Genomic DNA, 19538 nt, shown 5'->3' with positions numbered 1-19538 from the left:
CGGGCTGAATATATTTGTGATCGAGAGCATTGGTATGCTAATGAACTCAGAGCTCTTCGTTGCTCCGTGGATGATCTCCAATCGCTTCAGTGCGACTCAGAGAAATGCCGACGGATCCTACGGAGATTTCGAGTGGAAAATCAATAGAAACGGTGCTCTGCGGGAAGATACACCGCCTGCCGAGCACCGTCATATATCAAGGTTTCTCAGAAAGACTGAACCTTAATTTTGTCCTAGGTCCACAAAGCGATCAAAGAAGGATACGAGCTTATCTATCACTCGCTGTTTCTGCTCCTGGTATCCCCCGGTTGGTGTGAACCTGGAGATGGGCGGCATAATCTGAGTGATGGCGGTTCCGCCTGTCTGTAGGTCCCCGTTTTCGAAGGCTTGACGCATGAACCGCTCTGTGGATTCGGGTTTCAGATGCTCTTCGTTGATAATGCTGGTGAGCTCCTTTTGCTGCTGCTTAGAAATAAACCGCTGCCATTGCTCCTCCACAGTTCCGGTTATGGAGACGGTGTCCACAAACCGCTCGATCAGATCACGCTTGTCGCGCAAGGTGGGGCTGGCGTTCACCGCTTTGGTTATAGTGGTGCGTAGTTCTTCATCTGCGCCGTTGCCGTGCGCCTTGTGGTACTTGTCGACCAGCATGAGGATGTAATCGACATTGATTTCAACTTGCTTGACCAGTTCGATTTCAAAGTTCAAATCATCGTTGATGCTTTCTTTATCAGCCCTCTTGCTGTTTCGATAATCGGCATACATGTCCAAATACATGCTCTGGTAGTCCTGGTATTGTATTGCCGATAGGATTTCATGTCCACTGAATTCATCGAAGCTGTCTAGTATATTCTTTAGACGCAGAATATTGCCAAACAGCATAATGAAGTGTCGCTGTGCTTTTTCGCCAGTTATTTGTCTGCCGATTGGATACGATTCGCGCAGTTGCTTGACTTTGGCCTGATACTGGTCATAGTAGTAACGATATGGTTTTAGGACTACGGTGCCCTGAACATCTTTATTGCCATATAATTCCAGAGCTTCGTTGGTCTGCTGTTCCAGATTTCTGAAAGAAACGATGTTGCCGTAGGTTTTTATGGAGTTCAGTATTCTGTTTGTGCGCGAGAAGGCTTGAATTAGCCCGTGCATTCTCAGATCTTTGTCGACAAAGAGAGTGTTAAGCGTAGTGGCATCGAAGCCTGTCAAAAACATGTTCACTACAATGACCATGTCAATCTCGCGGTTTTTCAGCCGCATGGATAGGTCTTTATAGTAGTTTTGGAACTTATCGGCACTGGTGTCGTAGCTCGTATGGAACATGTCGTTGTAATCAGCGATCACATCTTCCAAAAAGTCTCTATCTTCGTTGTCCAAGTAATCCGTGGTGAAATCTTCATCATCTAATAACCCGTCGGATTGAGCAATATTGGGGGAATATGAATAAATCATTCCGATCTTGAGTCGCTGGTCAGGCGCCAGATCAGCTTGTTGGTGCTGGAATTCGATGTAGTAACGCTTGGCGGCTTCTATGGACGCTGTGGCAAAGAGAGCATTGAATCCTTTCACTCGCCGTGGCCTCTTGATTTCATCAGTTCCGCGAGGGGATTTCACTACTTCGGTAACATTGGTTACCGTCGTATGTTGATAGCTGTCTTGTCGGCGTGTTTTTTGCGCGAAGTGTTCAAGCGTGTACTTGACTATCTGATAGATACGGCGATTATCCAGCAAGGCTCGTTCGGTATCGATTCCTGAGACCTTATCGTCGGTTACATGACCGACCTCTACACTGTTTAGATAATCGATCCGGAAGGGCAGGACATTCTTATCTCGGATAGCGTCAACGATTGTATAAGTATGCAATCTATCGCCGAAGACTTGTTCGGTAGTTTTCAACTGTGAGTTGTTTCCGGATCGTGAATTCGCTGCGAATATTGGAGTGCCAGTGAAGCCGAAGATATTGTACTTCTTGAAGGAGCTGGTAATGCGTTTATGCATGTAGCCGAACTGCGATCGGTGGCATTCGTCGAAAATAATAACTACATGTCGTTGATAAACCTGCTGATGAGAATTATTCTCAATAAAGTTAGATAGTTTTTGAATAGTTGTGATAATGATTTGAACTGAGGGATCCTTCAGCTGGCGCTTTAAGATTTTGGTAGAAGTGTTTGAATTCGCTGCGCCCTTCTCGAAACTGTCGTATTCCCGCATGGTCTGATAGTCAAGGTCCTTGCGGTCAACCACAAATAGTACCTTTTCGACGCCTTCTATTTGTGTGGCTAACTGTGCGGTTTTGAAACTTGTCAGAGTTTTGCCTGAGCCTGTAGCGTGCCATATGTATCCGCCTGCTTTGATCGTTCCCAATTTATGAGCGTTAGTCGAGACTACTATGCGTTGCAAGATTCGTTCTGTAGCTACAATTTGATAGGGACGCATCACCATCAATGTCCCATCTACTGTAAGAACGCAATATCGTGTCAGAATATTCAAGATAGTGTGTTTGGCAAAGAAGGTCCGGGTAAATGAGTGAAGGTCTAAAATCCGTTTATTGGTAGCATCTGCCCACCAATTGGTGAATTCGTAGCCGTGCAAGCTCTGGCGTCGAAGCTTCTCTCTCTGATTCTGAATTTGGGCGATATGCAGTTGGCGAGTAGAGTTAGAGTAGTACTTTGTAAAAGTGCCATTGCTGATCACGAATAGCTGTACGTACTCAAAAAGACCAGAACTAGCCCAGAATGTTTCCTGTTGATATCTGTCGATTTGGTTAAAAGCTTTACGGAGATTCACGCCTCTACGCTTGAGCTCCACATGGACCAATGGCAGACCATTTACTAGAATAGTTACATCATACCGGTTGAAACGGTGTGTGGTGTGTTCTGAGACTTGGCTACGGGGCATATAATACTGGTTGATGACCTGAAGTGCATTGTTATGGATGTTTTCCTTATCTATCAGTTTAATGTTTTTGGTGCTTCCGTCGTCTCTGCGAAGTATCTGAATATGGTCCTTTTGAATACGGAAGGTCTTCTCGGCGATACCGTCGTTGTTGCTAGCTATACTGGTAGAGAAAAATCTATCCCACTCCCGGTCAGTGAAGGCTATGTTGTTTAGTTCTTCGAGTTTGGATCTGAGGTTTTCGATGAGATCTTGCTCGGTATGTATGGCTACATATTCGTATGCTTGTGATTCTAAAAGTTTGATAAATTCGCATTCAAGATCAGCTTCAGACTGATACTCAGTCTGAAGCGAAGTGGGCGCATCATATTGGGCGATGACCGTACTTTCTGGGGGTAATGCGGCTGGCTTAAATGTGAATGTTGCTTTACTGTTCATGCGTGTAACTCCTTGAAAGTCAAAAGTTGTTCACGATAGAACTCGTATTGTTTGCGTCGGGCCTTAATCTCGACTTGAAGACCGGAGAGCGCTTTATTTTGAAGAGCTGTATAATCATCCAATATAGATGATATTCGATGTTGAACTTGGATTGGCGGGATGCATATAGGAAAGTTCAAAAGCATAGACCGGCGAAGCGAGGTTACTGATGAATGTACGGATACACGATTAAGGTATGCCGGGAAAGAGGTTAGTAAACTATAGTAAACATAGCGCGGATCTATGTTTTTATCCGGGACTATCCTGTACGCTCTTTGGTGAAGGGCATATCGTCCAGTGGCAAAATGGAAAACCTTACCGACGCCAACTCCATCGCCAGCAGTAATTATAGCAGTTTCATCAAAATCATACGTGTTTAAGCGTAAAGGTTCACGACCTCGAGCGTAAAAGGGGTATTTGCCCTCGGTTATTGCGTCTTTCGTGTCATGAAAACCTGTACTAATAGCCGCTATATCACCCAAATGGATTTGCTTGCCGTTCTCGTTTGCGGTGATGAGATGATTGCGGTAGTAGGTGTATTGGCGCTGCCTTGCATTTAATTCTGCTCTTAGTTTAGTAGTTAGATTGCTTTCTAATCTTTCGAGTGAGTCAAGTGTCCGTGCGATTTTGTTTTGCTCAGATAGACTTGGAACAGGTATATTAATTTCGTTTAAAACAGCCTGAGTTAAACTCGGAACCCCACCTGATTGATTCAACTTATCAAGATGCTTTGCGAGCAAGACATGGTACAGGTACTTTGGATTCATGCAGTCTTTAGTGACGGCATAAAAAATTGTATCGACGTTCCAGAAAGGCCCATTAACGTAAAAAATATTTGATAATGACCCTTTACGTGGAATGAGTATGGAAGGTCCGTCATGTGCTGCCTGGTTGACATAACGGATAATCCCTCCACTCCCATAGACAGGAATGTTACCTTCTGGAAGGTCTTTTGCAGATTTGCCATTGTATAGTTTAGCAATTTTACTTAACGGCAAGAATTTGACCGCTCTTGAGTTCCGCATGTCCGCTATATGCCTCGCTTGTTTATTAATCACTTTTTTGACAACTATTTTTTGTTGAATCAATGTCCTCATTATCGTCCCAGCCTAGCGCGCTCACCGCCTGGAGCAGCTCCTTATTATTATTAATATTGTCTAGAATTCCGCAGATAAGGCGTTTGAAGCTCTTGTACTTGTCGAGCGCTTCTGCTTCATTAAAGTCGCCGTGGATAACGTTACTAATATCGCCAAATAATCTATAGCCATTACTGGAGAATTCTGGCGGAATTATTTGGTGTTTGTCATTAACGTCTTTTAAAATTTCGCGGAAGGTCCTACGCTTGTCATTCTTGGTCCTTGTTGGAACATTAATTGCGCAGGCGGTCTGCAAGGTTACCTGTTCAAATATCTTCCTTAAATATATGACAGCGCCTGCGCCTAGTTGATTACTGTACGCTCTATCAGCTTTTTCTAACAATTCGTCAAAACTAGTTTCGCGATTCTTGGGATAACTGATTCCCCTGGATAACTTCTCATTGCACTGAATAGTATAAACGACAGGTGATTGCGAAAAAAAGGTATCACGGCAACCAATTAAGAACCATGCTTCGACGTTAGTAGGATGATTTTCAGAACAGGTCGGACAGCTTAAAATGGCGTCTATGCTGATCAAATGGTCACTTTCAACAACGCATGTCAACTCATCCACAGACATGAATGTTCTATTGGCTTTGCAATTTGGGCAATAATAATTGCGAGCAATATGCCCAACATGGATTTTACGGGATTTGCCGGATTTAATATGCGTGTTACCCAAAAATCCTTCTACCTCGTGGTCCTTGGTATCGTGGTCCATGTTAAGAATATCTGATAGTCGCATTTTTATTTCGTCCTGTATTCTCGGTTACAATATTGCTTTATCAGAGATCCGCCAATTGTGTAATTAGGTTGCCGATTTGTCGTCGAAGATCTTGTTCTTGCTCGACTATGTCGGTAATTTGCTGATTTAACGCTCGGATATCGATGTCTTCGTCTGTCCTTTCCTGTTGGATATATGTGGAAATCGAAATATTGTAGCCATCTTCTCCGATCTGAGAGTTTGGAACTAATTTGGCTCGATGTTTAATGCCCTTACGTTGGGTATACCATTTTAAAATATGTTGACGGTTGTTGGAACTAAGCCTATTTTTATTTCCTGAATGAACAAATTGGTCGGATGCGTCAATAAATAGAACATCATTAGACTTTTTTGATTTCTTGAGCACAATAATGCATGTGGCAATAGTTGTTCCAAAAAAGAGATCGGGGGGTAATTGGATTACCGCATCAACATAATTGTTGTCAATTAAGTATTTTCTGATCTTTCGTTCAGATCCACCACGATATAGTACGCCTGGAAATTCGACGATAGCTGCCGTGCCGTTTTCGGCCAACCAGGAAAGGATATGCATCGTGAAAGCTAAATCTGCCCTGGAAGCAGGCGCAAGCACACCTGCTGGTGAGAAGCGTGAATCGTTAATAAGGAGCGGGTCGTTTTTGCCTTCCCAGTGAATGGAATAAGGCGGGTTAGACACTATAGCTTCGAATGGTTCGTAGTCCCAATGCGCCGGGGCCGTGAGAGTATCACCGTGAGCTATGTTGAACTTCATGTAGTTCACGTTGTGTAGGAACATATTAATCCTAGCTAGATTATATGTAGTGAGGTTGATCTCTTGGCCGAAGAATCCCTGCAGCACATTGTCTTTTCCTAGTACTTTATTGAACTGCAGCAAGAGTGATCCGGAACCACAAGCGGGGTCATATACTTTGTTGACCCGAGTTTTGCCTACTACCGTAATCCTGGCCAACAGTTCTGAGACCTCTTGGGGCGTAAAGAACTCCCCACCAGATTTGCCAGCTTGCGAGGCATACATGGTCATCAGGAACTCATAAGCATCACCGAAGGTATCTATCTGGGTGTTGTCGTCTATCCCCAATTGCATATTGCCGATGGCATTCAGTAATTTGGCGAGTTTTTTATTGCGATCACCCACAGTTGGCCCCAGTTTACTGCTATTAACATCCAGGTCGTCAAATAGGCCTTTGAAATTATCTTCACTGGGCGTTCCCAAGGCAGAGCCCTCGATGCGTTTGAACGCTCTTTCGAGAGTTTCATTCAGATTTTTATCTCGAGCGGCATTGGCTTGTATGTTGACGAACAGATCCGAGGGGAGAATGTAGAACCCCTTTTCAGCCACCGTATCGTTTCGGCCAAGTTCTGCCTGCTCATCGGACAGCTGTGCATAGTTAAAATCGTTATTGCCCGCTGCGCGCTCCGCAACATTAAGATAATCCGTCAGATTTTCGGATATGAATCGATAAAAGAGTAGTCCAAGGACATAGGACTTGAAATCCCAGCCGTCTACGGAGCCTCGTAACTCATTGGCCATTTTCCAGATGGTCTTGTGCAGTTCTGCTCGTTGGGTCTCCTTGGTATCCGGCATTTCTTACGCTCCTGGTGCTCCTGGGTAAGCGATATCAAGCAGGCAAACCATGCTGCTGGCCCACCCGCTTCTATTAATAGTCCCAGTATATGTTGATCGAACTGGACTGAGAACAGCCGAGCTTAGCAACTGGATAGTGCCGACAAGAATGGTAGTGAACTTTTAACCGGATAGTGATGTGAAGTCCTCTCTATTTCCTTTATCTTTCTTTATTTTCGGTCTTTAGTCTGGCTCCTCACACACGGAAATGAATAGGAGCCGACCATGCGTTACATATTGCGGACCGAGGGGCTGACCAAGGTCTTCGGCCACGGACAGCGGGCCGTCGACCAGGTGTCCCTGCATGTCCCCGAGGGTGGAGTCTACGGGCTCTTGGGCCCAAATGGGGCTGGCAAATCCACTACCCTGAAGATGGTCACAGGCATGCTGCACCCCACTGGCGGATCCATGATTCTGGATGGACACCCTTGGTCGCGTCGGGACCTCTACGACATCGGCGCCCTGATCGAGCAGCCGCCCGTCTACCCCAATCTGACGGCTCGCCAGAACCTCAAGGTGCGCACAACCCTGTTTGGCCTCCCCGATGAGCGGATTGACCAGGCGCTTTCCATTGCCGGGCTGAGCGATACGGGTTCCAAGAAGGCTGGACAGTTTTCCATGGGCATGAAGCAGCGCCTAGGGATAGCGAACGCCATTCTGACCAAACCTCGTCTGCTGATCCTGGACGAGCCCACCAACGGGCTGGATCCGCTGGGCATCGAGGAGCTGAGGGGAATGATCCGCAGCTTCCCGCAGCAGGGGATGAGCGTGATCGTCTCCAGCCATATCCTCTCCGAGGTGTCAATTCTGGCGGACCATATCGGCATCATCGCGGACGGTCGCCTGGCTTATGAGAATGAATTGCACGCCGGGGAGGACTTGGAGGGACTATTCATGGACGTGCTCAGGAGGTCACGATGAGCAGCGGGAATGCCAACGAACTCATCCAGCAGGATACGGCCGAAGGAGTCGGAACCAGGGGCAACGGCATCTCCTTCGGCAGGATTCTGACAGCGGAGATCATGAAGGGCCGATCGGCTGCACCCAGGCGGATGGTCTTGGCTTTCCCTCTAGTGCTCATTGTCATCGTGGCTTGCTTCGCGTTCGGGCTGCATGTCTGGATGCCCTCCTGGGTCAACTACTGGTATGTTCTGCTCCTTCCTGCCATGACTGCCCTGATAAGCGTTGCCGTGGCCAACATCGACGGCAAACAGCGGTGGAGGACCACTCTGGCTCTGCCTGCTGCGCCCGCTCTGATCTGGTGGGCCAAGATTGTCTACTGTCTGCTTCTGGTCGGCATCGCAACCCTGCTGGCTCTGGGTCTTTCGGCACTGATAGTCGCCGTTTCCGGGGTCGGGGGACCGTCTGTAGTCGACTTCGTAGTCAGTGCCCTGATGCTGGTTCTGGCCTGCTCCTGGATGGTACCGACGGGACTGGCCCTTACCGCCCGGTTTGGCGTTCTGATCGGGTTCGGCCTGCCTTACATGGCGGACCTGCTGGTCTCGATCACCTTCTGGGGAAGCCAACGGCTCTGGCCCTTCCTGCCGCCCGCCGCCATGATCAACCTGCCGGTGCCATTCATGAAGGTCATGCCTGATGGCGTGCCCTTGGAAACTGAAGACAACAGTCCGATCAAGGCTGCGCTGTCTGTCTTTGGCGGGCAGAGCCTGGCGGCCTTGGTGGTCTGTCTGGTCTGGTTCCTGCTCCTGTCCGTCCTGACGGGAATCTGGTTCTCGCGGAAGGAGACCAACTGATATGACTGGAATGACAGTCGGCCGGGTTGTGGCCTCGGAAATCGTGCGATTGCATGGATCTGTGCTTATCGCCATCCATGTCGTCTGCGGACTGGCGGCCGGCCTCGTCTGTGGCGCCTACTTCGCTGCAGCTCCCTATGATCCTGGGCTGGAGACCGATGCCTTCTTTCAGGTCCTGGGCGCCTTCATGCCCCTGATGGCCGCCATCGTCGTTGCCATAAACATCGAAACCGAGCGAGAGGCTGGCGACATGGCCAACCTTCTGGGGATTCCCAGCCGCCGTCTGGGTCTGGCAGCCAAGATCTTGGTGCTCTGGCTTCTGGGTCTGCTGGCTCTAGCCTTAGCGGCTTTGGCATACTGCCTACCCATGGCTCTGACCGGCGGATCGGGCGCACCAATCACGGCCGTCGCGCTTGCCACCGTGGGGATGGCCGGCGGTTCCCTCTGCCTCTACCTTTTCTCCATCGCCCTGGCCCTGCGCTTCGGCAGAAACACGACCATTGCCATTGGGGTCCTCGGCACTGGGATATCCATCAGTTCCCTTGGCGGCCTTTTCAATGGCCTGTACGGCCGTACTTTATCCGGTGTCGAGAGCGCTCCTGGGATCAGCCAGTGGATACCCTTCACCTGGCCTACCAGGTTCGGTTCCTTGGGAATCGAACAGGCCCTGGCCTTGACCATGCCGGGAGGGGAAGGTCTGCGTGCTTCAATCGGTGTGACGGCTCTGGACAATCTGGTCCCCTGTCTGGTCCTCACCCTGACCTTGGGCTTGGCCCTCCTGCTCTGGATCGGCAGGTTCGAGGATCGGCGCAAGGTCAGCGATTAGACTGGGCCGCAGGGCATCAGGTCCGTGAGAAACCTGTCTTAGGAATCAGGCTTGCAAGACACCTGGCCCACAAGGCCTTCATTCTCAAACGCGGCTGAGTCGGGTCGGCAAGCGCAGAAAAGGAGCCAATCGTGGCTGACATGCACGCCGAAGGTTCCCCCGGGGACAATCGGCATCGGGCTTCCATCCTGGTGGTGGACGACGATCCAAGGATCACCACCCTGCTGATGGCTGCCCTGTCCAAGGACGGCTATGCCGTGACCGTGGTCAACGAGTCGCGGAAGGTCGTAAGCATGGACCTGTCCTCGGTCGACCTGATCCTCTGCGATGTCATGATGCCACACTTGGACGGCTTTGCCCTTTTGACTTCCATCAGGGAACGGGTATCCTGCCCGATCATCTTCCTGACGGCCAAGACTGACGAGGACAGCGCAGTCCTGGCCTATGGCTTGGGCGCCGACGACTACATACGCAAGCCTTTCGGCATTGCCGAACTTCGAGCCAAGGTCAGGGCGCGGCTGTCTCAGGGCAGTCGTCGCGGGCGTCCCCTCCTGCATTTCGGCCCTTTGGACATGGACCTTCAGGCGCGGCAGATCAGAGTGGACGGGCGCAACGCCAATCTGACGGATGCAGAATACCGCATATGCGCCCTGCTGGCAGAGCATCCAGGGAGGGCCTACGCGCCCATGCAGATATGGGAGGCCTGCCTGGCTGCAGAGGATGATCCGGCCGCCGATGATACGGACAGCGATGCCACGGCTGCTGTCAGAGTGCATCTGAGCAATGCTCGGCGCAAGCTTAAGGCCCTGGGGGTGGACCCCATCAGGACCATCTGGTCGGTGGGTTACCAATGGGTGGCCTGACCGACGGCGTGCCCGAATCACCGATGGAACCGAGCGTCAACGGCAAGGGCCGGCCAAGCCGCAAGGGAATGCCCATCGTTCTGCTGATCATCAGATATTTTCTCTATGTTCTGCTGATTCTGGCTCTGTTGTTCGCCGGCATTTATATGGTCTGGATAAACCTGGGGGCCAGGGGTGACATCTTCTGGGCCAACTATGGCGAGCAGCATCTGGAGAAGGTGGGGCAATCCATCGGCCGTTCGGCCGCTATTGACGAATCCTTGATTCCCGCAGCCTACTGGTATCGAACCTATGACCACCAGGGGCATCCTACGGGGGGAGATATGAAAGGCGGCATGGCTGGCGAGGCCGACCAGCTGGCTGCCGACCACTGGGAACATAGGGCAGCTAAGCCATCGGAAGAGCGAGGAAAGAAGACGGGGCGGCCCCTGGCCACTCGCGCGAAGCCGGATGCGACCTACGCCGTCTATGTCACAGCTGATGGGCGGCCATGTGTCCTGGCCTATCGGGTTCAGCCGCAGTGGGCATCCAGGCAGGACCGGGACCGCTATCCCAATCCCCAGAACCTTCTGCTCGCGTCTTACGGGATGGCTTTGCTGCTCACCCTCTTGTTGGTCGGGCTGCGGGCGGCCCGTGTCATATCGTCCAAGCTCAAGGTCTTCAACCAGGTGGCTGAGGATATAGGGCGGCAGGACCTGGATGCCTCCCTGCCCCGCAGCAACGTGATGGAGATCAACCGAGTGCTAGGGTCCTTCGACAGGATGCGTGCTACGTTGAAGGAATCTCTGGAGAAGACTTGGACGGCCCAGGAGTCCCAGCGTCGGCAGGTGGCGGCCCTGGCCCACGACCTGAAGACGCCGCTGACCATCATGCGAGGCAATGCAGATCTGCTGGGTGAGACCGAACTCAGCCAGGAGCAGCAGTCCTACTTGGACTCCATCGAGGATGCCATCGCTGAAATGGCCGACTACGCCCAGGCAATCAGTCAAGGTTCTGTGGGCACCGCTTCTGGACGATCCGAGGTCACAACGGTTGCCTTGAGGAATATGGTCGACAACCAGGCCCAAGGCTACCTGAATGCCCGGGGTCTGCGGCTCGAGAGGGATGACCGCCTGGGGTCCCATGCTGGTCAGATTTCCGGTAATGCCGCTGACCTTGCCAGGGCGATTATGAACATCGTTGCCAACGCAGCTGACTATTCTCCGGACCAAGGCTTGGTGACGCTGACATGGAAGCTGGAGGATAGCCATGAGGGCGGCCGTGCCTTGGTTGTGACCGTGCGTGACCAGGGTCCAGGATTCAGCAGCCGAGCTCTGGTTCATGCCACGGAATGGCTCTATCAGGCCGATAGCAGTCGGCACGGCTCCGGCGGTCACCATGGCATCGGCCTGGCTGCGGCCCGGTCAACTGTGGAGAGTGCAGGAGGTCATCTGACCCTTGGAAATGCTACCGATGGCGATGGCGCAGTAGTCACTGTATCTTTGCCAGTGCAGTGAATTCAGCAGAGTTGATGCCGTTCACGGCAAGCTTGGTGTCTGGTCAAGAATTACATAGTGCTAAAGATCAGGAAATAGTGTCAATCGTGGGCTGATAATTATAAAAACATCAATTTTTTAGTAATCATTCTAGTAATGGATTACTAAAGTTTGTCATTCTTTAGTATTGCTCCGTGACCTTGCTTGTCAGGCTTTGCTTGCCGAAGATTTGGTCAAGGATCAGGTTGAGAGGCTGAATGCGCGTAGGTTGGTAGGTTCAAGGAAGAGTAGCCCAACCTGAGGATGGAACGCCGCGTCTATCGACTGTGGGAGGGGAGATTCCTCGAATTGAGCTGCCAACAGTAAATAGTGTCGACAAATATCGGGAGTCGCTACAGCAGCTCATGCCCATCGCTATGAAAAAATCTTGCTGGTTCGCCCTGGAACAAAGGCCTTGACGACTTCGGCCATGTTTATGTATATTATGAATCCAACTTGGTAAACATCCACGCAGCGTTTTGGCCTGGCCGCCTCTGATTTCTTTCAATAGGCCCCCGAAGCGTTGACTACTCCGTGGCATAAGCAGGAGAGTGGCATGACTGGGTTGACCAGCGACTCCAAGCATGAACAATCAATAGATACCGGCGTGATTCCGGCTGCAGGGCAGGACTCTGGGCAGAAGCGCGGAGTGAATGATTCCGTTCTCAAGGACCCTTCTACAGTAGATGTCGATCAGGTTGCCCTTGCCTTGAACGTGGATCCTGACCGGGGTCTGGCCGAGGCCGAAGCAGCTCGTCGACTGGGACTATTCGGCCCCAACGAGCTTGCTGGGGCGCCTCCCGTTCCCGCGTGGAGGAAGTTCCTCCAACAGTTCAAGGATCCTTTGGTCTATCTGCTCCTGGCAGCCACGGCCATTTCGCTGGTGGCCTGGGTGGTGGAGCGCTCGCACCCGGCAGCCGGAGGCGGCGAACCCCTGCCCTTCGATGCCATCGTCATCATGATCATCCTCATCCTTAACGCTGCTCTGGGATATGCCCAGGAGGCCAAGGCTGAGCGAGCGGTCGACGCATTGGCGAGCATGACTGCACCTCGTGCCTCGGTTCTGCGCGATGGCCAGGTGGTCAGCCTGGAGACCAGCAGGATCGTCCCCGGCGATGTAGTGGTCCTGGCTGAGGGTGATTCGGTCGGTGCTGACGGAAGACTGTTCCAGGCTGCGGGCCTGCGAGTGGCCGAGGCGTCGCTGACCGGTGAGTCTCTGCCGGTAGGCAAGCGGCCCGGTCGGCTTGACCAGCCCAAGGCTCTGGGCGACAGGACCAACATGGTCTTCAACGGTACCGCAGTCACCCAGGGCACCGGACGCATGATCGTCACCTCCATCGGCATGGATACCCAGGTCGGGAAAATCGCCGGCATGCTGGCTGATACCCAGGAGGAGCCTACGCCTCTACAGAAGGAGATGGCCAGGGTCTCCAAGCTTCTCGGCCTGGCCGTCTGTCTGATTGCGGTCCTGGTTCTGGCGGCGCTGGCTCTGATGGAAGGCTTCCAGACAACTCAGGATCTGATTGACTCTCTACTCATGGCCGTATCCCTGGCCGTAGCTGCAGTGCCAGAGGGGTTGACGGCCATCCTGACCGTGGTTCTCGCCTTGGGCGTGCAGCGCATGGCCAAGCACCATGCCATCGTCAAGAAGCTCAGCTCGGTTGAGACGCTGGGTTCGGCATCGGTCATCTGCTCTGATAAGACGGGGACGCTGACCCGCAATGAGATGACCGTTGAGCGGGTGGTTGTCCCCTCGGGACAGGTCCGACTCACTGGCACCGGGTACGCCCCAGAGGGAGCCATGCAGCCGGTCAAGGCCGGAGAGTCTGACGACCAGCTGACGGACACCATCGATTCATCTCTGGCTGAGGCGGTTGAAGAGACCCTGATGGTCGGGACCATCGCCAACGACGGAGACCTTCACTGGCAGGCGGACCAGGCCAAACCGGATTCCCAGACCCAGTCTGGATCGGGGCAGGGTCACTGGCAGATTGTCGGCGATCCCACGGAGGTCTCGTTGATTGTCGCCGCTCGCAAAGTCGGAGCCGATGCCAAGGCTGATGGCTATCGTCGTCTGGCCGAGATTCCCTTCACATCGGAGCGCAAGCTCATGTCGGTTCTGGCTGCCCCGAATGATGGCGACGAAGTGCGGTCGCGACTCTTCTGCAAGGGCGCTCCCGACGTGCTGCTTGGCCGATGCGACCGGATTCTCGAGAGCGGCCAGGTCAGGCCTATGGCCAGCGCAGATCGGGAGAGGATACTTGCCCAGGTCAGCAGTCTCTCAGCGGACGCTTACAGAACTCTGGGGCAGGCCTTCCGGCCTGTATCCGACCAGGAGCTGTCATCGCTGACCGAAGCTGGTGAGGGGGAGGAGCTGTCAAGGACGGTTGGGACAGACCAGACGGACCAGTTGCCTCGAATGTCTCAGCATGCTCCGGCTGTCCGCCTGTCTGCCGACAAGGTGATCCAGGAAAGCGCCCATCTGGAGAGCAATCTGATCTGGACGGGTATGGTCGGCATCATTGATCCGCCCCGCACCGAGGTCCGTCATGCGGTGGATCAGGCTCACAAGGCCGGCATCAGAACGATCATGATCACCGGCGACCATCCGCTCACTGCGGCCAGAATCGCGGGTGACCTGGGCATCATCAAGCCCGGCCAGCCCGCCTGCACCGGCGAGCAGTTGGATGCCATGGACTCGGATCAGCTTCGGGAGACCACCTCCAAGGTCTCCGTCTACGCCCGCGTGGCCCCCGAGCACAAGCTGAAGATCGTCGAATCGCTCCAGGATCAGGGCAAGGTCGTAGCCATGACCGGCGACGGCGTCAATGACGCTCCCGCTGTCAAGACCGCGGACATCGGCGTGGCCATGGGCATCACCGGGACCGAGGTCACCAAGGAATCGGCCAAGATGATCCTGGCGGACGACAATTTCGCCACCATCGTCCAGGCTGTGCGAGAGGGCCGGGGCATCTTCGACAACATCCGCAAGTTTCTGCGCTACCTGCTCAGCTCCAACATGGGCGAGGTCTTCACGGTCTTCGGCGGCGTGGTCTTCGCTGGTCTTCTGGGCATATCGCAGCCCGGCATGGCGGGCGTGACCGTGCCGCTGCTGGCCACCCAGCTGCTATGGATCAACCTCCTGACCGATGCGGCCCCCGCGCTGGCCATGGGCGTGGACCCGCAGACCGACGATCTGATGGACCGCCCGCCCCGATCCGTCAACGACCGGGTGATCGACCGGGATATGTGGGTTGACATCATCTACATAGGCCTGGTCATGGCCTTGGTCACCCTGATCGGCATGGACATGCATCTGAGCGGCGGCCTCTTCACCGACAGGTCCGTCCAGGCGATCGGTCACGAGGCGCAGATCAGGGAGGCGCGGACCATGGGCTTCACCATCCTGGTCTTCGCCCAGCTCTTCAATGCGCTAGCCTCTCGCTCCTCCCGCAAGTCGGCCTTCCAGGGGCTCTTCAGCAATCCCTGGCTCTGGGGCGCCATAGGGATTTCCATCCTGCTCCAGCTCCTGGTGATCTACGTGCCCTTCCTGGGCGAGGCTTTTGGCACTGTCCCCCTCCAACCCCAGGCCTGGCTGGAGTGCATCGCCCTGGCCTCCCTGGTCCTAGTCGCTTCAGAACTGCGCAAGCTGTTCAACTGGGCAGTCAGACGGCTGCGGGCATGATCGTTTCTTCCTGATGCGGCGATTGGACTGGACAATGCCGCATCGGGATTGCCTCCTATGGTCTCAGTTGAGGCTCGAACCTGTTCCTGCACCTGTCCCCGCTTATCCGCATACTGGCAAATATGGGGAACGATGAGCAACAGCATGCAATAGATGTTTTGTCATATTGGTGCGCGGTTGAACTGTTCTCACCACAAAATTGGAGGGATAACCAGCTCATTGCTTTATCCTCCTCCCGCAACGTCGGCCAAAGGGTAAGCGTTTCTGAGCAGGAGCGACTTCCATGGGATGGCATTCATGCTGATCTTCTCATCGGGCCGGTTAACAATGAGCATCGTTCATATACAAACCTCTATAACGACCTGCAGAGCAGGAAAATATACCGGCTGCAGACAGACATGAACGCCCGGCTGACCAAACCCTTCTCATTCGCAGGAGATACTGAGAGCTGGTTACGGTCCCAGGCGTTCAAATCGGGACTCGACGAACAGGCCATAACTGGTCTTCTTGAAGAAACAAATCAGCTATGGCGTGGAATAGTGGATCAGCACGAACCTCTGCCGGTAGGTACCAAGCTGACGGATTCCATGGTTTTGTGTCTTCTGAGGGTAGTGAGAGAGCTGGCAATAAAAGTCCGGCGGCGCGGCGTAGTCTGCGCTGTTTACTGTAAGGACTATGACCCCCGGTTTGTCTCTTCCCCTGTCCTGCGGGCGGTGAAGCTGAAACGAAACCGGAAAACATTAGAGACGTATATAGATTGCCCGTGGCTTCATCATGAACGTTTCCGGATAGCTGTCGGACTCCGCCAGGATGTGGTCACGAATGCGTTGATGACTGCAGCTACGCTTGTCCGAAATCTGTCATCTGTAGAAGAGATAGCTCAAAACGAGACAATGCTGGAACTTGCTCATCGCCAGTACAAGCGCGGAGGCGGTCTTGGTGTCATGGCTTCTCTTATGGAGTTTTGCATAGGGGATGACGGCAGATTGGTCTTAGGATCGCTGGCTATCTCTCAATATGCTAAAGCGGTTTCTTGCTTGTTCAATCATCGAGGTTGGCCCGATTGTCCGACTGGGTGGCCTGATATTACCGAACTCAATGGGGCAGAGAACGAAATCGAATCGTATTTCAACACTTCGGTGTGCAAGGAACTCAAAGATGTACAGGGGCGGATAAAGCACGAGAAACGCCCAGTTACCAAAGATGACATAAGAGAGCTTATTCGTAGGACGACAAACTTGATGAGGCTTGACGACCATAGTATAAGTTGTTCTCCTCTTTTCTCCCCGCAAGACGGATCGCCTCTGATGCACAATTATGTCAATTGTCATTTAGAAGCTAATTCGGAATATCTCAATGGCGGGTTAATCGACTCCTTCTTCTTAGACGATTTGGAAAAGCTCCACAACGACGGACCAAACAATTTTTCTCGTCCGGTCAGGAGTTATCTGTCGATGAGCCATCCTCGACGATTCAATTTGGCTGAGGATTCAAAGGGTCTTCTCGTTGATGGTGCTGTGAAACCTTCCAACATGCCGATTGGAAGATGGCCTAGTGCTTCCAATCAGTTCCAGTCCGTTGGGCAGCAGTTTGCCATTAATCAAATACGTGCAGTTGCAGAAGGAATCTGTGGCTCACCGCTATTGGGTGTCAATGGGCCCCCCGGTACTGGTAAGACTACCCTTTTGAAGGATGTAGTAGCCGAAATTATCGTGGCACGAGCTAAACGATTGGCGAAATTACAGCAGCCTGACGATATTTTCAAACAGCAACGTTATGCCACGAATATTTTCGATCGGCGCAAGAGTTATGAATATTGGACGCTTGATCCGTCGGTGACTGGTTTTGAGATTGTTGTGGCTTCGAGCAACAACAAGGCTGTTGAGAACGTCAGCCAAGATCTGCCTAGAGCCGATGCTATAGACAGTGAGTGGGAATCCTATATCGAGAGCATGTGGAAACAGGCACCTCGTGGGTTCGACTTCCGGGACATTGCTACATTAATCTTCAACAGTCAGGATAAGCATAATGGGAGTAAACCCTCCAATACCCATTCATCCTGGGCTCTGATATCTGCAGTTTTGGGTAATAGGCGCAATAAAAAGCGGTTCTTGGGCTCTTTCAAGGATGAGTTTGTATATAATTTTTTGAAGAATTTATCTACTAGAACAAGTGTAATTGACGGATGGGAAGAAGCCAAAAGAGGATTCAATGATGCTCTGAAGAAAGAAGAGCGCATTCGTGCTCAAAAAGTGTATGAGTATAACCTCGTTCGTTCTTATTCAGACCTGTGTGATCAACGATCCGCTCTTTCGGCCAAGCTTGATGAATTAAAGATAATGTGGCACGACTTGAAAGTCGAGCAGATGCAGTACGAGAGACAGATCACAGCCGTAAAAGAGCGGCTGTCAAAAGCCAAGCAAGCTGCCGATGTTGCATGCGCTGCCCAGGAGCAAGCCGAAACTGCCTATGAGGATCATCTATCATCTTGTCGGGAACATCCTTTGAAACATTTTTTCCAAAAAACGAAAGAACAACAACAGGATGAGCGCAAGAAACGCACTACTCTGGAAAAGGCGTGGAAGAAAAGGGGTTATTGCGACGCCGAAGTTGATGCTGCCAGTCAGGAGTTATCTTTTTTGCAGGATAGCCTTGATGATGCGAGACAAGATTTAGAGAATTGCGAAAAACAAGCTACAGACCTGTTCGATCAGCTAACTACGGTAGAAAGGCAAATTGCTGAGGCCAAGCAGATTCAGTGGCCTAGGCCCGACATTGGCGATGACCATGTTGCGTGGATGGACCCGGAATGGAGCAAGGCGCGGACGGAGGTCTACATCAAGGCGCTGGCTCTTCATCAGCAGGCCGTCACGGGTGCTGCCCACCAGTTCATGTGCAATCTTTCCTTGGCTTGCGCTGTGATGCAGTCGAATGGTTTTACGGATGACGAGAGGCTGGTGGCTTGGCAGACTTTCTTCCTGGTGATCCCGGTCGTTTCCTCGTCCTTTGCATCAATATCCAGAATGTTTTCGGGGATAGGCAAGGAGGCGCTCGGCTGGGCGATTGTGGATGAGGCCGGACAGGCCCTGCCCCAGGCTGCTGCCGGTCTGCTGCAGCGCGTGAAACATGCGGTTGCAGTTGGAGATCCTATGCAGCTTCAGCCCGTGGATACCATGCCCAAGCCGATGCGTGAACTTCTGGCGAGCACCCATCACCTCCAGCGTCTGGGACTGGAATCCGAAAACATGCAGGCCTTGGTCGATTATCAGACTCCTTGCGGCCTGTTGGACGAGACGAATGACCACTGGCTGGGGATGCCTCTGGTGGTACACCGGCGCTGTGATGAGCCTATGTTCTCCATATGCAACGATATGGCCTACTCCGGCAGGATGGTTCGCGTAGGGCCGGAGCATCAGCCATGTGCCTATCCTTCCGGGCCTCATGCGGGCGATGAGCTGCCGGCCTCCTGCTGGTACGATGTGCCGCCGAATTCCGGCGAAACCGGGAGAACGCAATGGAGGCCGCAGGAAGGCCGCGAACTTCAAAAGCGTCTGTGCGGGCTCTTCCAGGGTGGGATCGACCCCACCAATATTCTGGTCATCGCTCCGTTCAGGGCTGTGGCTAACGGGGTGCGTGACACCTTTGCGGATGCATTGCAGCAATGCACTGGTTGCAACAGACGCGAGGCAGATCGGCTGGCATCAAGCCAGGCTGGAACCGTACACACCTCCCAGGGGCGGGAAGCCGATGTGGTCTTCATCGTCCTTGGCAGTAGAGCCGGCAGGCGTGGAGAAGGCTCTCGTTTATGGGTTAATGGTTCACCCAACCTGCTCAACGTCGCTGTGTCTCGAGCCAAGCGCCGTGTCTACGTGGTCGGCAACCTCGCTGATTGGAAGAATGGAACCTATACGTCCAGGATCGCTAAGGACCTGCCGGTGGAGGCGAGCGCAGAAAACTGAGTGGAGCTGGGAAGGTGCGGCCAGAATTCCTTTAGATACAGCACG

11 protein-coding genes are annotated in these 19538 nt (G+C 52.7%); 7 read left to right on the top strand and 4 right to left on the bottom strand.

Features of this window, described 5'->3' with window-relative positions; genetic code table 11:
* Positions 1 to 222: 222 nt before the first annotated feature.
* The 4 genes from DKK75_RS07560 to DKK75_RS07550 form a co-directional block, all read right to left on the bottom strand.
* Positions 223 to 3330: a type I restriction endonuclease subunit R gene (locus DKK75_RS07560; protein WP_110452800.1), complete on the bottom strand. Its 3108-nt coding sequence runs from the start codon at positions 3328 to 3330 to the stop codon at positions 223 to 225.
* Positions 3327 to 4457, bottom strand: a complete 1131-nt coding sequence (locus DKK75_RS07555; protein WP_219997325.1) for a restriction endonuclease subunit S — start codon at positions 4455 to 4457, stop codon at positions 3327 to 3329. Before DKK75_RS07555 ends, DKK75_RS07560 begins: the two co-directional genes overlap by 4 nt.
* On the bottom strand, positions 4420 to 5226 hold the full coding sequence (locus DKK75_RS08090; protein WP_146208640.1) for a hypothetical protein: 807 nt from the start codon (positions 5224 to 5226) through the stop codon (positions 4420 to 4422). The genes DKK75_RS07555 and DKK75_RS08090 overlap by 38 nt, the downstream gene beginning before the upstream one ends.
* A 64-nt stretch (positions 5227 to 5290) precedes the next feature.
* Positions 5291 to 6853, bottom strand: coding sequence for a type I restriction-modification system subunit M (locus DKK75_RS07550; RefSeq protein WP_110452798.1), 1563 nt, complete (start codon positions 6851 to 6853; stop codon positions 5291 to 5293).
* Between the two features lie 264 nt (positions 6854 to 7117).
* Here DKK75_RS07550 and DKK75_RS07545 point away from each other — a divergent pair, with 264 nt between their 5' ends.
* From DKK75_RS07545 to DKK75_RS07515, 7 genes are all read left to right on the top strand, one after another.
* Positions 7118 to 7813 (top strand): lantibiotic protection ABC transporter ATP-binding protein, encoded by a 696-nt coding sequence (locus DKK75_RS07545; RefSeq protein ID WP_110452797.1) that lies wholly within the window; start codon positions 7118 to 7120, stop codon positions 7811 to 7813.
* On the top strand, positions 7810 to 8646 hold the full coding sequence (locus DKK75_RS07540) for a hypothetical protein (protein WP_110452796.1): 837 nt from the start codon (positions 7810 to 7812) through the stop codon (positions 8644 to 8646). Before DKK75_RS07545 ends, DKK75_RS07540 begins: the two co-directional genes overlap by 4 nt.
* Position 8647: 1 nt before the next feature.
* On the top strand, positions 8648 to 9472 hold the full coding sequence (locus DKK75_RS07535) for an ABC transporter permease (RefSeq protein ID WP_110452795.1): 825 nt from the start codon (positions 8648 to 8650) through the stop codon (positions 9470 to 9472).
* A 140-nt stretch (positions 9473 to 9612) separates the two neighbouring features.
* Entirely contained in the window at positions 9613 to 10335 is a 723-nt protein-coding gene (locus DKK75_RS07530) for a response regulator transcription factor (protein WP_258333205.1), read from the top strand.
* A gap of 8 nt (positions 10336 to 10343) precedes the next feature.
* Positions 10344 to 11831: a sensor histidine kinase gene (locus DKK75_RS07525; RefSeq protein ID WP_181414505.1), complete on the top strand. Its 1488-nt coding sequence runs from the start codon at positions 10344 to 10346 to the stop codon at positions 11829 to 11831.
* A gap of 574 nt (positions 11832 to 12405) precedes the next feature.
* Positions 12406 to 15534: a cation-translocating P-type ATPase gene (locus tag DKK75_RS07520; RefSeq protein ID WP_110452792.1), complete on the top strand. Its 3129-nt coding sequence runs from the start codon at positions 12406 to 12408 to the stop codon at positions 15532 to 15534.
* A gap of 122 nt (positions 15535 to 15656) precedes the next feature.
* On the top strand, positions 15657 to 19493 hold the full coding sequence (locus tag DKK75_RS07515; RefSeq protein WP_110452791.1) for a DEAD/DEAH box helicase: 3837 nt from the start codon (positions 15657 to 15659) through the stop codon (positions 19491 to 19493).
* The last annotated feature ends 45 nt before the right edge of the window (positions 19494 to 19538 follow it).

It is taken from the genome of Bifidobacterium asteroides (assembly GCF_003202695.1).
GTDB classification, from domain to species: Bacteria; Actinomycetota; Actinomycetes; order Actinomycetales; family Bifidobacteriaceae; genus Bombiscardovia; species Bombiscardovia asteroides_G.
The sequence above is the reverse complement of the archived record's forward strand: the minus strand, read 5'-3'. Positions and strand labels throughout refer to the sequence as shown.